Source organism: Arachidicoccus sp., from assembly GCF_050436765.1.
In the GTDB taxonomy this organism is placed as follows: Bacteria; Bacteroidota; Bacteroidia; order Chitinophagales; family Chitinophagaceae; genus Arachidicoccus.
Genome location: NZ_JBNQGD010000218.1, coordinates 1 through 13,211 on the forward strand (window position 1 = coordinate 1; position 13,211 = coordinate 13,211).

A 13,211-nucleotide genomic window follows, 5' to 3' on the forward strand; every position below is an offset into this window, starting at 1 on the left:
ATTATAATCGAGACATAGCCCGCGTAACAGTTTATCAAACCCTTAATTTTTACAAAAAACATTAATTCTCAAAAATTATTGCTATGCAAATAAAGAAAATCATTACCCGTATCTTGCTTTTTTCTCTTACCCTTTATTTTGTCGCTTGCAAAAGCGATAGACAGAAAAGTATCACGATTAGTGGGGCTTTCGCACTGTACCCTCTAGGTGTAAAATGGACAGAGCAATATAAAAAACTACATCCCGATGCTCGCTTCGATCTATCTGCTGGCGGCGCAGGCAAGGGGCTCACCGATGTGCTTACCGGCGCGGCTGATCTAGCTATGTTTTCCCGTGCGTTAACGCCTAGCGAACAGCAAAAAGGTATTGTTCTTTTTGCGGTGGCGAAAGATGCTGTGTTGCCAACATTCAGTGCAAAAAATCCTTTGGCAGATTTGATTCACCGCGAAGGACTCACCCACGACCAGTTAAAGAATATTTATTTGTCGGGGAAAAGTATTACCTGGGGGAGTGTATTAGATACAATTGTGAATAATAATATTTCTGTTTACACGCGCTCCGATGCTGCCGGTGCGGCAGATACATGGGCAGCTTATTTCGGTGGTAAGCAGGATAATATAAAAGGTACGGGTATTTATGGTGACCCGGGTTTGGCAGATGCAGTAACTAAAGACGCAAGTGGAGTGGGTTTCAATAATGTGGCTTTCGTTTATGATATTTCTACCGGCAAAAAAAGACCAGGCATAGAGGTAATTCCTATCGACCAAAACAATAATCGCATAATAGATCGTCAAGAAAACTTTTACGATAATGCGGATAGTGTTTTAGCCGCTATTGCAGACGGACGTTATCCATCACCGCCTGCGCGCGATTTATATTTTCTTACAAAAGGAAAACCGACTGATCCTGGTGTTATTGCATTTTTGAAATGGATATTGACTGATGGGCAGCAATATGTGAAAGCCGCAGGCTACGTGCCGTTACCTGCAGAAAAAATTCAGGGACAATTAGATCAATTGAAATAATCACTAACTATAGAAACAAGACAAGTAAGATGACGACGTTTTTCTCTTTTCCCAGAAAATGGGTAGATAATATATCAAATAGCTGGTTAAACGTGGGCGTATTCTTTCTCTTACTGTTGCCATTGGCAATAGGATTAGGATTGGTGCTAAAGTCGCTGCCTATTTTTCACAGCCATTCGATAAGCAGTCTCATTGGCTCTTCCGACTGGTCACCCATGGATGGCAGTTTTGGCTTCTACGCGTTCATTGCGGGTTCGCTGGGGGTAACGTTGTTGTCTTTTCTCTTGTCTGCTCCCGTGTGCTTGCTCGCGGCAATATATCTTACGCAGTATGCACCGAAGTGGCTTACAGAAAGCATGTATTTTGTGATTGATGTGTTGGCAGGAATACCGTCAGTTGTATATGGCGTGTGGGGAGTTTTGGTGATTGTGCCATTGATTGGCGACCATGTTGCGCCTGCATTTGGGTTTTCTTCCACTGGGTATTGTTTGTTATCGGGTGGCGTAGTACTTGCTATAATGGCCGTGCCCTATATGCTGAATATGCTGATAGAAGTATTGCGCAGTATTCCGGTAGAATTGAAAGAAGCATCGCTCTGTTTGGGCGCTACGTATTGGGAAACGATAAAATGGATTTTACTACGCGAAGGGAAAACAGGTATCATCGCGGCTTTGAGCTTAGGTATATCAAAAGCATTGGGAGAAACCATCGCGGTATTGATGGTTGTTGGCAATGTGGCACAGGTTCCGCATAATGTGTTTCAGGCGGCTTATCCTTTGCCAGCCTTGATAGCTAATAATTATGGTGATATGATGTCTATACCACAATACGATGCCGCATTGATGTTTTCTGCATTATTGCTGTTTATTATCATTATTATTTTTAATGCACTTACAAGCTTGCTGGTGTATAGAAGACTGCCAAACAATTGACACAAAAATTATACAATGAAAAATAAAAAACAAATAGAAGAACAGGTTTTTCTCTGTGTAATGCGGCTGGTTACTGCCAGTATTATTCTCGTGTTCTTTCTTATCATTTGGGTAATTATACAAAAAGGCTGGCGCGCACTTTCCTGGGAAATGATTTCGCAAGAGCCGCAAGGTGGTTTTTATCTGGGTAAAGGCGGCGGTATCTTAAACGCGATTATTGGTTCGCTATATCTTGCTTTCGGATCTACTTTTCTTGCTGTGCTTATCGGGTTGCCGGTTGCATTGGGAATGAATGTGCATTGGGTGCGCAATAAACGGTGGGTGAATATTTTGCGGTTTCTATTGGATGCATTGTGGGGCGTCCCTTCCATTGTGTTTGGCGCATTTGGTTTTGCATTGATGACCTATTTTCATTTACGTGCCTCATTGCTCGCCGGTATCATTACGGTTACCTTATTTATTGTGCCTATTTTTATTCGCGCTTTAGATGAAGTAATACGGACTATACCCGGTGGTTTGTTGGAAGCCTCCTATTCACTCGGTGCGACGCGCACGCGCACTGCCTATGGTGTATTTCTCCTTCAGGCATTGCCTGGATTTATTACAGCGTTATTATTGGCGTTTGGACGGGCCATTGGTGATGCGGCTTCTGTTTTATTTACAGCCGGCTATACCGATCATATCCCGCAAACACTACAAGAACCTACTGCCACGCTGCCCTTGGCCATATTCTTTCAACTTAGTTCACCCATAGCTGAGGTGAAAGAAAGAGCTTACGCCGCAGCATTGATATTAACAGGAATTATTTTGCTTACAAGCATTATATCGCGTATGGTATCGAAGAAATTTAAGAAAAATATTTTGTAAAAATTTTATCATAAAAATGCCAAATTCCCCTATTGTTAGCATAAGGAACCTGAATGTGCAAAGTGGGCATTCGTCTATTTTGAAAAATATCAATTTAGAAATCCCGCGCAACAAAATTACCGTATTGCTTGGTCCTTCTGGATGCGGCAAAACCACGCTACTCAAGTGTTTGAACCGATTGACAGATTTGCACCCGCAATTGCAGGTAGGTGGCGAGGTGCTGATAGATGGTGAAGATATTTTTCACCCTAAAAAGGATATTACGGAGGTGCGGCAAAAACTGGGACTACTTTCTCAAAAGCCGTTTCCGTTGCCGATGTCTATTTATAAAAATATTACTTACGGGTTGAAGATAAAAGGTATCAAAGACAAAAGCCGACTGCGCGCGAATGTTGAGCGAAATCTGCGTGATGCGGGTCTTTGGGCGGAAGTGAAAGACAGGTTGCATACGCCGGGGGCAAGATTATCAATTGGGCAGCAGCAACGTTTGTGTCTTGCAAGGGGATTGGCCGTTGGACCAGAAATTATTTTGGCAGATGAACCTACGTCTGCACTTGATCCTATTTCCAGTAAAAAGATTGAGGAAAAGTTTTTAGAATTGAAGCAGAATTATACGCTGATTGTGGTAACGCATATCTTGCGCCAGGCGAGACGCTTGGGCGATCACATTGTGTTTATGTATTTTGGCGAAATAGTAGAGCAAGGAACGCCGGAACAAATTTTTGGCAATCCACAATCGGATATTTTAAAAGAATACTTGCGTAGTGGGCATTAACGGGACCGTCGGTAAGGTCAGCTGTTCCATAAAAAGGATTTTGCTTTTATTATTTGTAGTGAATTTGAGTAGTAAAGAAAAATGGAGAATTGTAAAAATGCGAAAGAGGTTTTTTACATAAGTATCATTGTTTTGTAATCCATTGGGGTAGTTTTGCAATGTAGATAGAATGAGATTGAGGTGACGCATTAATCTTTAATCAGCGGGTCTAGGGTTCGAGTCCCAACAGGGTCGCAAAACAAAAGTCGCAGGCTGTTTTAAGTCAGATAGCTGAACCCCTACTTTACCGGAGCTGACCGTTATTTCTGACTGGCTTTCTTTTTCGAAAGCGTTGATCTCAAATGAAGTGCCCAATACAATGACATCGCTCCCATTGGTTTTTACAACAACAGGGTTCTTCTCCTTATGTACTACCTGAAAATAAGCATCGCCGTTTTTCAGCAACAGGGTTCTGCCCCCCTTTAAATTCTTCCGGATAACTAATGGTTGTCCCTGAATTCAGCCAAACTTTTGAGCCATCCGGTAATTGCAACTGAACCTGTTTACCATAAGCGGCATATACCGTTTTCATGATCTCAGGCTTTGAATTATTCAATAAAACATATCCACTGACCAGTATCAATATAGCTGCAACAGATGCCACGACGCGAAACAAGGACCTGTGCCAGATCGGGATAATCGGAGTTGCTTCCTTATCAATACGCTCATTCAGCGCATTTTCTACCCGGTCGTATATTTCCCCATCATAAAGGCTGTTTAAAGGGTTTTCGCTCATAGGCTGTTCCATCTGTGAAAGAATGATTTCGTAAAGTTGCGGGCTTTCCTCTTCCATATGGAAATAGGCGAGCAACTGCTCCACTTCCTGCGGCGAAGCCTTTCGTTCGAGATACCTCGTAAAAAGGTCTGTTAATTGCTGGTCTTTCAATTTGTTTGATTTCTTACACTTAAAATATACCCTTCGTAGGATCATCATCTTTTAGTTGCTTCCAGATCAAATAAATGATGGCAGCAACTGTAAGAAGGATAGCTATAAAAATTATTAAAAAAACAGGGTCCTCAAATATGTGGTCAGGTAACATAAGCAGCTATAAACAACTGCTCACAACAGGCTTATCGACGGCCTTATATGGGTAATACGGGCGGAATCAAGCGAACATCGGCTCAGGTGAAGAAAAAAAGAAATAATTTATCAGTGGTTGTCACTTCCCTTTTTAGGTTGCACACATTTACCACATTCGATTGCACACGTCATACTGCATGAATCAAGTTAGTGCTGATTTCATTAACACGATGTTATGAGGATTAGAGGCCGAAATTTGTACTGAGATATGAATTTCGCGCACCAATGAAAGAATTCGGGAAAAGATATTGAAGATGACAGGCTTTAGATTTACTTTCCATGACATTCAGATATGGAATTTAAAGCATAAACTATACACTTAATTCAAAAGGTTTTATTTAGGCTAAGACAAAAGGCGTTTTGGCTTAATAGGGATCGGAAAGGACATTGACCTTTGTTCGATAAAAACAGTCAAAATGAAAGCAATAAGAATTAATGAATTTGGCGGGCCTGAGGTGATGAAAATAGAAGAAGTGGAACGCCCGGTACCCAAGCCAGATGAAATACTGGTAAAAATGTATGCAAGCGGCGTGAACCCGGCGGACTATGTGGTGAGGCAGGGAGGCAATGAAATCTTAAAACCTTTCTTAAAGTTACCGCTCGACCTCGGTATAGACGGGGCCGGTGAAGTGGAGGAAACCGGCAGTGAGGTGACTGGCTTTAAAAAGGGTGACAGGGTGTACGGTATCCCTAATTTTTTACAGGGTACCTATGCAGAGTTTATTGCTGCTAAAGCAAGTCAATTTGCTGCCATGCCCAAAAACCTTACCTTTAACGAAGCCGGTGCGATACCCTCCTGCGCATTAATGGCCTGGGATGGCATTGAACTCGGTAAAGTAAGTGCAGGGCAAAGGGTACTGATCAACGGCGCTGCGGGGGGCATTGGAAGCCTGGCCCTGCAATTTGCCAAGGCAATGGGCGCTTATGTGATCGCAACGGCTTCACCGCATAACTTTGATTTTTTAAAGGAACTGGGAGCAGACGAAACGGTTGACTATAAGGACACCAATTTTGAGGGTTTAGTGAACGGTATCGACGTAGCGTTCGATGCCTCACCTGAATTTAACGAAGCGTCCCGGATCAGCATGGCGAAGGCTTTAAAGGATGGCGGCAGCTTCGTTTCCGTCCAGCTTCCGTATCCTTTCAGTGCAGCGGTACTTGGGATACTCGCCGGTAAACATGGAGAAGCAAAAATGATCAGGCGGGAACGCGATGCGGCGCGATCATTGGCCGACGTCGCAAAGTTGATTGAGGAAGGCAAGGTAAAGGTTGTCATCAGCAAAGTATATCCTTTGGAAGAAGCCGCAGCGGCGCATACGGCTGTCGAAACAAAACATGTGCGAGGTAAGATCGTGCTGGAGATCAGAAAAGAGCATTAAAATGATACGGATTAAAACGATCAGCGAATTTCACAGGTTCCGGCAGCTGCCGCCGCCGGAACATCCGCTGATCAGCGTGACTGAAATTGAACTGGTCAGGCGAACAGTGGAGCCGCAATCGGCTTCCTGGTGCTATGACTTTTATGCCATTGGCCTGAAGCGGGTTTCGTTTTCAGAAGCTATCAACTTCAGGTATGGACAGCAACCTTATGATTTTAATGAAGGCATCCTGTCCTTTGTAGCGCCCAACCAGTTACTGAGCCTTTCAGTAGATACCAAACAGGAAACCACACAGTCAGGATGGCTGCTGCTCATCCATCCTGATTTTTTATGGAACACTGCACTGGCTAAATCCATCAGAAAGTATGACTTTTGGGATTATTCGGTTAATGAATCGCTGTTTCTTTCCGCTAAGGAGGAAGCTACCCTTATCCAGGTCTTTCAAAATATCCGGCAGGAGTATCACACCAACCTCGACCGCTTCAGTAAACAGCTTATTATTTCACAAATAGAAACTTTGCTGACCTATGCCGACCGTTTTTATCACCGGCAGTTCATTACCCGGGAAAAGAGCAGCCACCAGCTATTGGAAAAACTGGAGACCTTACTGGAGGATTATTTCAGCAGTGACCAACTGATCACCAAAGGACTGCCTACAGTTCAGTATGTGGCAGAAATGCTTCATGTGTCCCCGAATTACCTGAGAGGCTTGCTCAAAGTCCTTACCGGTCAAAACACACAACAGCTCATTCATGATAAACTGATCGAGAAGGCCAAGGTAAAGCTTTCCTTAACGGAGCTTTCCATCAGCGAGATCGCTTATGAACTCGGCTTTGAACATCCGCAGTCGTTCACCAAGCTGTTCAAAAGCAAAACTAAATTATCCCCTTTGGCTTACCGGCAGGCACTTACAGGTAGAAGCAATTAGCAATAAAGAAAGAAGAAATTCGGACAAAGCTATTGGGGGGTCGCGCATCGTTTAGTGATAAGGCCAATCAGCAGCCGAGTATTTTTGGACTGTATTGCCTATTATGCCCCTATTAGCTTGCCATAAGGTGCGCAATCAAATGTGGTAAATGTGTGCAATTAAAACAACGTAGTAACAAAAAGAAATAATTTATTAGTGGTTCAGCATATAAGCAAGCAGCAATACCAATGCGGTTTCCTTTGAGCCGAAGAAATGGGTCTGTATCATGCGGGAGGCTTTGACCATATAGTCATTGATAGTCGAGGTCGAAATACCCAAGAGGATGCTGACTTCTTCATAATGAAGCGGCTAAATTGCTCAAAAAGAAAGGTTTTATAGAGGGTAGAAAACCCAATTATTTTATATCTGCACAGATTGCAGAAGCAACAGGACAAAGAGCAGAATATATTAAAAATAGAGGATTTAAAGACGACCATTACAAGAAAATGGTCATAAATCTCCTTGAACAATACGGCAAAGCGTCTAAAGAAGATATTGACAAATTGCTGCTAGACCTGCTTCCTATTGTTTTAGATGAAGCACAGAAAAAGAATAAAATACGGAACTTGTTGTACGCTATGAGCTCGAAGGATAATATAATTAAAAATGAAGGAAGTAGAATCAAACCACAATGGGTTTTAGTAAAGAAATAGGTAAGTTTAGTAAAGAATTTAAGTAAAGTATGTTGTAAATGATTGATTATTAAACAATTGCCTTTACTAAAATATGTGATACAATAAATAATTAGATAAAGTTTTCAATAATAATTAATTCAAAGAAAATTGAAACCATATTGGAATATGATCTGAAACAGTTCTTGCTTCACTTAGATTATCAAACGACTCGTAAAATTTAATAACCCCTGAGTTAATGAAATTAATTCTTTGTGCATTATAAAATATATTATCAAATTCAGATGCGAGGCACTCATTATTCACTCATTCCATCTTTAGAGTTGTCTTTTGATCTTCAAAAATTGGTTTATATCCCATTTTTTTTAATGAAAAAAAACGGTGTGGGACTCCGGGCAATTAAAATCACCATTAAAAATTAAATTTTTATCTGGATATTCTGCTGGAAGGAATCTTAATAACTTATGTAAAAAGGATATAAACGCGGTTCTTTCTTAGATTACTTTAAAGTGCAAAATTGACTCAAAAAATCGCTTAATCTTAATTTTTAGACTAATTTTTTCTCCATTTCTGTTTGTCTTGTAGATATTAGCTGTGAAAAATCGCCATTTTAAATAAATTTAATCTAATAAATTCTACCTTTATTGGCAGTTAGTCTAATAAATTCTACTTTTGAGTTGTAAAAAGCATTTTAGTCTAATAAATTCTATGATATGGCAAATTTTCGCGAAATAGTCTTTGCGTCTTCTGACAAAGCTATATCTAAAAAGATACAGCAGCAGGTCAAAGTAGGGCAGCTCAGAAAGATTGCCCCGAGAATTTATACATCTAATCTGGCGGATGAACCTAAAAAAATAGTTTTACGGAATTGGTATATTATTCTTTCTCATTTATTCCCTGGTGCTATCCTCAGTCATCGGAGTGCTATTGAAGGAAAGCCGGTGGATAATCAAATCTACCTCACCTATTCATCTGCAAGGAATGTGCAATTACCAGGACTTACCGTGCACTTGTTAAAAGGATTTGACAAAGAAATCGGGACAGTACTCTTTTTTGAAAATCTGTATCGCTCTGCCGAGCCGAGGGCATATCTTGAAAATATGGAACAGACCCGTAACACCTCAGGCTTTCCTAAAATATTGCCGCGTGATATGTTGGAAAGTAAAATGGAAGCTATTATCAGAACGAGGGGAGAAAATGAATTGAATAAAATAAGGGATGATGCAAGAGGGCTTTTATCTGCATTGGAAATGGAGAAAGAGTTTGAACACCTGAGCAAATTAATCAGCGCTTTATTATCTACACAACCAGCACGTATACTGAACAGCGATGTCGCGAAAGCGAGGGCTCACGGAGAGCCGTTTGATCCAGATAGGATAACCCTTTTTAACTTGCTATACGATGAATTGGCAGGCAATGACTTTAAGAACTATCGGGACAGCAATGTAACAAATAAGAGTTATCATTGTTTTGCATTTTTTGAAAGTTATTTTTCTAATTTTATTGAGGGAACGGAATTTGCAGTTAGCGAAGCTAAGGAAATCATCACAACAGAGACACCACTCCCTGAAAGGGATGAGGACTCTCATGATATTTTGGGTACATATCAGATAGTGAGTAACCAAAAAGAAATGCGTATATTGCCGGAATCGGCAGAGCATTTATTGGGTTTATTGAGGAATCGGCACGAAATATTATTGAGAGCAAGAGTTAGTAAGAAACCTGGGCAGTTCAAAGATCTGAATAACCGCGCAGGTGATACGGAGTTTGTTGACTGGAAGTTGGTAGCAGGTACACTAAAAAAAGGCTATCAGTGGTATACATTGCTACAAGATCCATTTGCAAGAGCTTGTTACATGATGTTTCTTATCTCAGAAGTACATCCGTTTCTTGATGGAAATGGCAGAATAGCGCGGGTAATGATGAATGCAGAACTTACATCAAAAGGAATGTCCAAGATTATTATACCAACTGTTTACCGTATAGACTATTTGGATGCTATCAGGAAGCTCACCCGAAAGAGGGAGGCATCTACATATATACGCATGCTTACTAGGGCATATGCCTTCAGTGCATCCATATATGGGGAAGATTTAGAGGCAATAGAAGGCTATTTGAAAAAATGTAATGCCTTCGAAGCCAGTGAGCAGTATATACTCAAATTCAAGTAACCTGCATGGAATGGTGTTCAACAAGTATATTATTGGGTTATTTCTTTTTCAGAATTAAATAATAAATAGGGATCCCCAATAATATAATGCCTAGACCAGGAAGTGTATAATTGGTTTCAAAAATCAATAACAATATTGCTAATATGGTGGCAACCAAAATATAAATTGCCGGTAAAAAAGGATAACCAAATGCTTTATAAGTGCGCTCCTCGTCTGGACGCTTTATTCTGAGAATATAAATGCCGATTATTGTAAGCACATAAAAAACTAGTACTCCAAAAATTACTAGCGCCAGCAAGTCATTATATTTTCCTGAAAGACAAAGTAAAGAGGCCCACAAACATTGGACCCAAAGGCTGTAACCGGGTACTCGTTGTTTATTCAGAGTTCCGGCTTTACGGAAAAATAATTTATCGCAGGCCATTGTATAATAAACCCTTGCGCCAGCAAGTATTAATCCATTATTGCAGCCAAAAGTAGAAACCATAATCATTAAAGCAATAATGAGTGTGCCACTAGAACCAAAAATATGTTCAGCTGCTACAATGCCTATTCGATCATCTTTAGCGAAAGCGATTTCGTGCATGGGTAAAACTGCCAAATACATTATATTAGTTAAGACGTAAATGATGGTTACAATCAATGTACCGAGAAATAAGCTGAGTCCTAAATTTCGTTTAGGTCTATTTACTTCACTTGCAATCATCGTTACATTGTGCCAGGAATCGCTTGAAAACAGAGTTCCTTTCATAGCAACAGCAATGGCACCCATAAATGCTAATCCTGTTAACCCTGTTTTTATCAATTGCCCATTTTGATTTTTTAAGGAAGAGAGCGTCCAGGCATTTTGCCAGTTCGCATGCCATATTTCAGCTTTTGCACCCCAACTCAAACCAAAAACTATTAATGCCAGTAAAGAGAATATTTTAATAATTGTAAAAGATGTTTGTATGATTGTTCCCTTTTTAATGCCCCTGCTATTGATATAGGTTAATAATATTATCATGCCTATAGCCAGTAATTGGGCGGCAGAAACTGAAAACCAACTTGTCGCAAATAAGATTTTATTTTCTCCGACTGCCGGAATTACATATGCTGTAAATTTTGCAAAGGCTACCGCGACTGCCGCGATAGTACCCGTTTGAATAACTGCAAAAAATGACCAACCATATAAAAAGCCAACCAATGGATTATAAGCTTCGCGAAGATATACATATTGGCCGCCTGCCCTAGGAAACATAGCCGCTAACTCTCCATAGCTTAACGCGGCAATCATTGTTACAATACCAGCAAGCACCCACATAAGTAAGAAATAACCGGCAGAACCAACACTACGAGCTATCTCGGAGCTTACAATAAAAATTCCGGAGCCAATCATAGAGCCGGCTACAATCATCGTGGCATCCAACAAACCAAGGCTCTTTTTAAAGCCTTCCTTATTGGCGTTTCTTGTTGTAGATATTACTGGTTGATTTTGCATGCAGCTTTTACTTTACTGATGAAATAAAAACTAAAAATAAATTGTTTCAATAAATTCTATTTGCCGTTAATTAATCAATATTAACACGATATTGATATTATTATGTGAGCGTGCCCTCAAACATTCGTGTATTCCGACCGTTTTTGTTAACAGCTATCAAAATCTTGCCAACATTCGCTAATTTCTGTGTAATCATCTATACGATAGCCTTAATATCTTTGGTTAGACAGGCATTTATTGTTATTGCCATTCCTCCCTGAAAAAAATATTTATATGAAAGCTGTAGCTGCTTTGAAAAAAATAATAGAATCGCTTCTGATAGTTTCTGTTTTAATGTTGAATATTCCTTTATCATCATTCGCACAACAAATGAATGAATCAAAGGATAATGAAATGGCGCCCTCCGTAAGAGAATATATGGCAGGATTAAGGGATCTAAACCGTGCTTATTATGACATGAATTATACCATATTAGCACAAAAAGAAGCGGCCTATTTTAAGAGTTGGAAACAAAAGATGCAGCTGTTCCAGTTCGATAAGTTTAGCCAGGGAGCAAAAGTCGATTATATCTTGCTTTCGAAAAATATAGAGAGAAATGAAAGCGATTTGGCTGATCAACAAAAAAGCTGGGACGAACTTCAACCGGTTTTGCCTTTCGCCGACCAAATTTTGGAGCTTGTCAAAATGAGGCATTGGGGAAGCACTCCTGATGCAAAACTAGTGGCTACTATTTATGATTCTATTGGAAAAGAGATACAGACTGCCCAAGAAAAATTGTCTCAAACAAATTTAACCGGGATTCATTCATTACCGATTGTCATGAATATTATGCATTCGTTAAGGGGAAATTTAAGAGACGTTTATAATTTTTATAATGGCTATGACCCTTCTTTTACTTGGTGGGTAGCTACTTCTTTCAGGCAGACAGATTCCTTATTTGACATTTATACAGAAAAGATACAAAATAAAATATCTAACAATTTGGCTAGTAATGATGGTAGCGGCATTCCAGGTGTGCCTATTGGTTTGGCGAAAGTAAAGCAATCTTTAAATTTCGAAATGATTCCATATTCTGCTGATGAATTGGTAAATATTGCGAAGCAAGAATACGACTGGTGTCTAAAAGAAATGAAGAAGGCTTCCGCACAAATGGGTTACAAAGACGACTGGCATGCCGCATTAGAGGCTGTAAAGAATGACTATGTGCCGGTAGGGCAACAACCTGCATTAATCGATAGTTTACAAAATGAAGCACTGGACTTTGTTGCCGCTCATAAGCTTATAGATATCCCCCCTTTGGCCAAAGAAACCTGGACAATGAAAATGATGTCACCAAAAGAGCAATTAATTAACCCGTTTTTTTATGGAGGAATTTTAATTAGTATCTCTTATCCAACCAATACAATGAGCTATTCAGATAAGCTGGAAAGTTTGAGGGGAAATAATATTTATTTTTCGCGTGCCACCGTTTTTCATGAATTATTGCCTGGGCATTATCTGCAGGCCTATATGAATGAACGCTACAAAACATATCGAAGACCTTTTCAAACTGCTTTTTGGACCGAAGGATGGGCTTTTTATTGGGAAATGCTTTTATGGGATAATGGTTTCGATAAAACACCCGAACAGAAAATTGGTGCTTTGTATTGGAGAATGACACGCTGTGCCCGAATTATCTTTACCATGAATTTTCATTTGGGGCACTGGACACCCAAACAATGTGTTGATTACTTGGTAAATAGTGCTGGCTTAGAAAGAAAAAATGCAGAAGCCGAAGTGAGGCGTTCTTTTGGAGGAGAATACGATCCCCTCTATCAAATAGCCTACATGATCGGGGCATTACAATTTAGAGCACTTCATCAT

General features: G+C 40.1%; 12 protein-coding genes. 9 read left to right on the forward strand and 3 right to left on the reverse strand.

All coding sequences use genetic code 11. The features are described from left to right. The first annotated feature begins 83 nt into the window (after positions 1 to 83). The 4 genes from ACQR30_RS09720 to ACQR30_RS09735 are packed head-to-tail and all read left to right on the forward strand — an operon-like array spanning position 84 to position 3,599. Positions 84 to 1,025, forward strand: coding sequence for a PstS family phosphate ABC transporter substrate-binding protein (locus ACQR30_RS09720; protein ID WP_429734484.1), 942 nt, complete (start codon positions 84 to 86; stop codon positions 1,023 to 1,025). A gap of 29 nt (positions 1,026 to 1,054) precedes the next feature. Then, positions 1,055 to 1,957, forward strand: coding sequence for a phosphate ABC transporter permease subunit PstC (gene pstC, locus ACQR30_RS09725; RefSeq protein WP_429734486.1), 903 nt, complete (start codon positions 1,055 to 1,057; stop codon positions 1,955 to 1,957). Between the two features lie 15 nt (positions 1,958 to 1,972). Beyond that, positions 1,973 to 2,824: a PstA family ABC transporter permease gene (locus ACQR30_RS09730; protein ID WP_429734488.1), complete on the forward strand. Its 852-nt coding sequence runs from the start codon at positions 1,973 to 1,975 to the stop codon at positions 2,822 to 2,824. 16 nt (positions 2,825 to 2,840) lie between these two features. Then, positions 2,841 to 3,599, forward strand: a complete 759-nt coding sequence (locus ACQR30_RS09735) for a phosphate ABC transporter ATP-binding protein (RefSeq protein WP_429734490.1) — start codon at positions 2,841 to 2,843, stop codon at positions 3,597 to 3,599. 195 nt (positions 3,600 to 3,794) lie between these two features. On the opposite strand, the gene ACQR30_RS09740 is transcribed toward ACQR30_RS09735, so the two are convergent. Both ACQR30_RS09740 and ACQR30_RS09745 read right to left on the reverse strand, forming a co-directional pair. Continuing rightward, the gene (locus ACQR30_RS09740; RefSeq protein ID WP_429734492.1) at positions 3,795 to 4,043 is read right to left on the reverse strand and encodes a FecR domain-containing protein; all 249 of its coding nucleotides are present in this window, start codon (positions 4,041 to 4,043) and stop codon (positions 3,795 to 3,797) included. After that, positions 4,003 to 4,572 carry a hypothetical protein gene (locus ACQR30_RS09745; RefSeq protein WP_429734494.1) on the reverse strand — a complete coding sequence of 190 codons (570 nt, stop codon included), beginning with the start codon at positions 4,570 to 4,572 and terminating at the stop codon, positions 4,003 to 4,005. Before ACQR30_RS09745 ends, ACQR30_RS09740 begins: the two co-directional genes overlap by 41 nt. 563 nt (positions 4,573 to 5,135) lie before the next feature. Between ACQR30_RS09745 and ACQR30_RS09750 the strand changes: the two genes are divergently transcribed. The 4 genes from ACQR30_RS09750 to ACQR30_RS09765 all read left to right on the forward strand — a co-directional run bounded on the left by ACQR30_RS09750 (position 5,136) and on the right by ACQR30_RS09765 (position 9,868). Next, positions 5,136 to 6,098, forward strand: coding sequence for an NADP-dependent oxidoreductase (locus ACQR30_RS09750; RefSeq protein WP_429734496.1), 963 nt, complete (start codon positions 5,136 to 5,138; stop codon positions 6,096 to 6,098). 1 nt (position 6,099) lies between these two features. After that, positions 6,100 to 7,026, forward strand: coding sequence for a helix-turn-helix domain-containing protein (locus ACQR30_RS09755; protein WP_429734498.1), 927 nt, complete (start codon positions 6,100 to 6,102; stop codon positions 7,024 to 7,026). Between the two features lie 353 nt (positions 7,027 to 7,379). Further along, on the forward strand, positions 7,380 to 7,718 hold the full coding sequence (locus tag ACQR30_RS09760) for a hypothetical protein (RefSeq protein ID WP_429734500.1): 339 nt from the start codon (positions 7,380 to 7,382) through the stop codon (positions 7,716 to 7,718). Positions 7,719 to 8,410: 692 nt separating this feature from the next. Continuing rightward, the gene (locus ACQR30_RS09765) at positions 8,411 to 9,868 is read left to right on the forward strand and encodes a Fic family protein (RefSeq protein WP_429734502.1); all 1,458 of its coding nucleotides are present in this window, start codon (positions 8,411 to 8,413) and stop codon (positions 9,866 to 9,868) included. Between the two features lie 37 nt (positions 9,869 to 9,905). Here the strand turns inward: ACQR30_RS09765 and ACQR30_RS09770 are convergent, their stop codons facing one another. Beyond that, positions 9,906 to 11,348 (reverse strand): APC family permease, encoded by a 1,443-nt coding sequence (locus tag ACQR30_RS09770; RefSeq protein ID WP_429734504.1) that lies wholly within the window; start codon positions 11,346 to 11,348, stop codon positions 9,906 to 9,908. Between the two features lie 273 nt (positions 11,349 to 11,621). Between ACQR30_RS09770 and ACQR30_RS09775 the strand changes: the two genes are divergently transcribed. Next, positions 11,622 to 13,211: DUF885 family protein (locus ACQR30_RS09775; protein WP_429734506.1), on the forward strand; the 1,590-nt coding region annotated here is incomplete at its 3' end.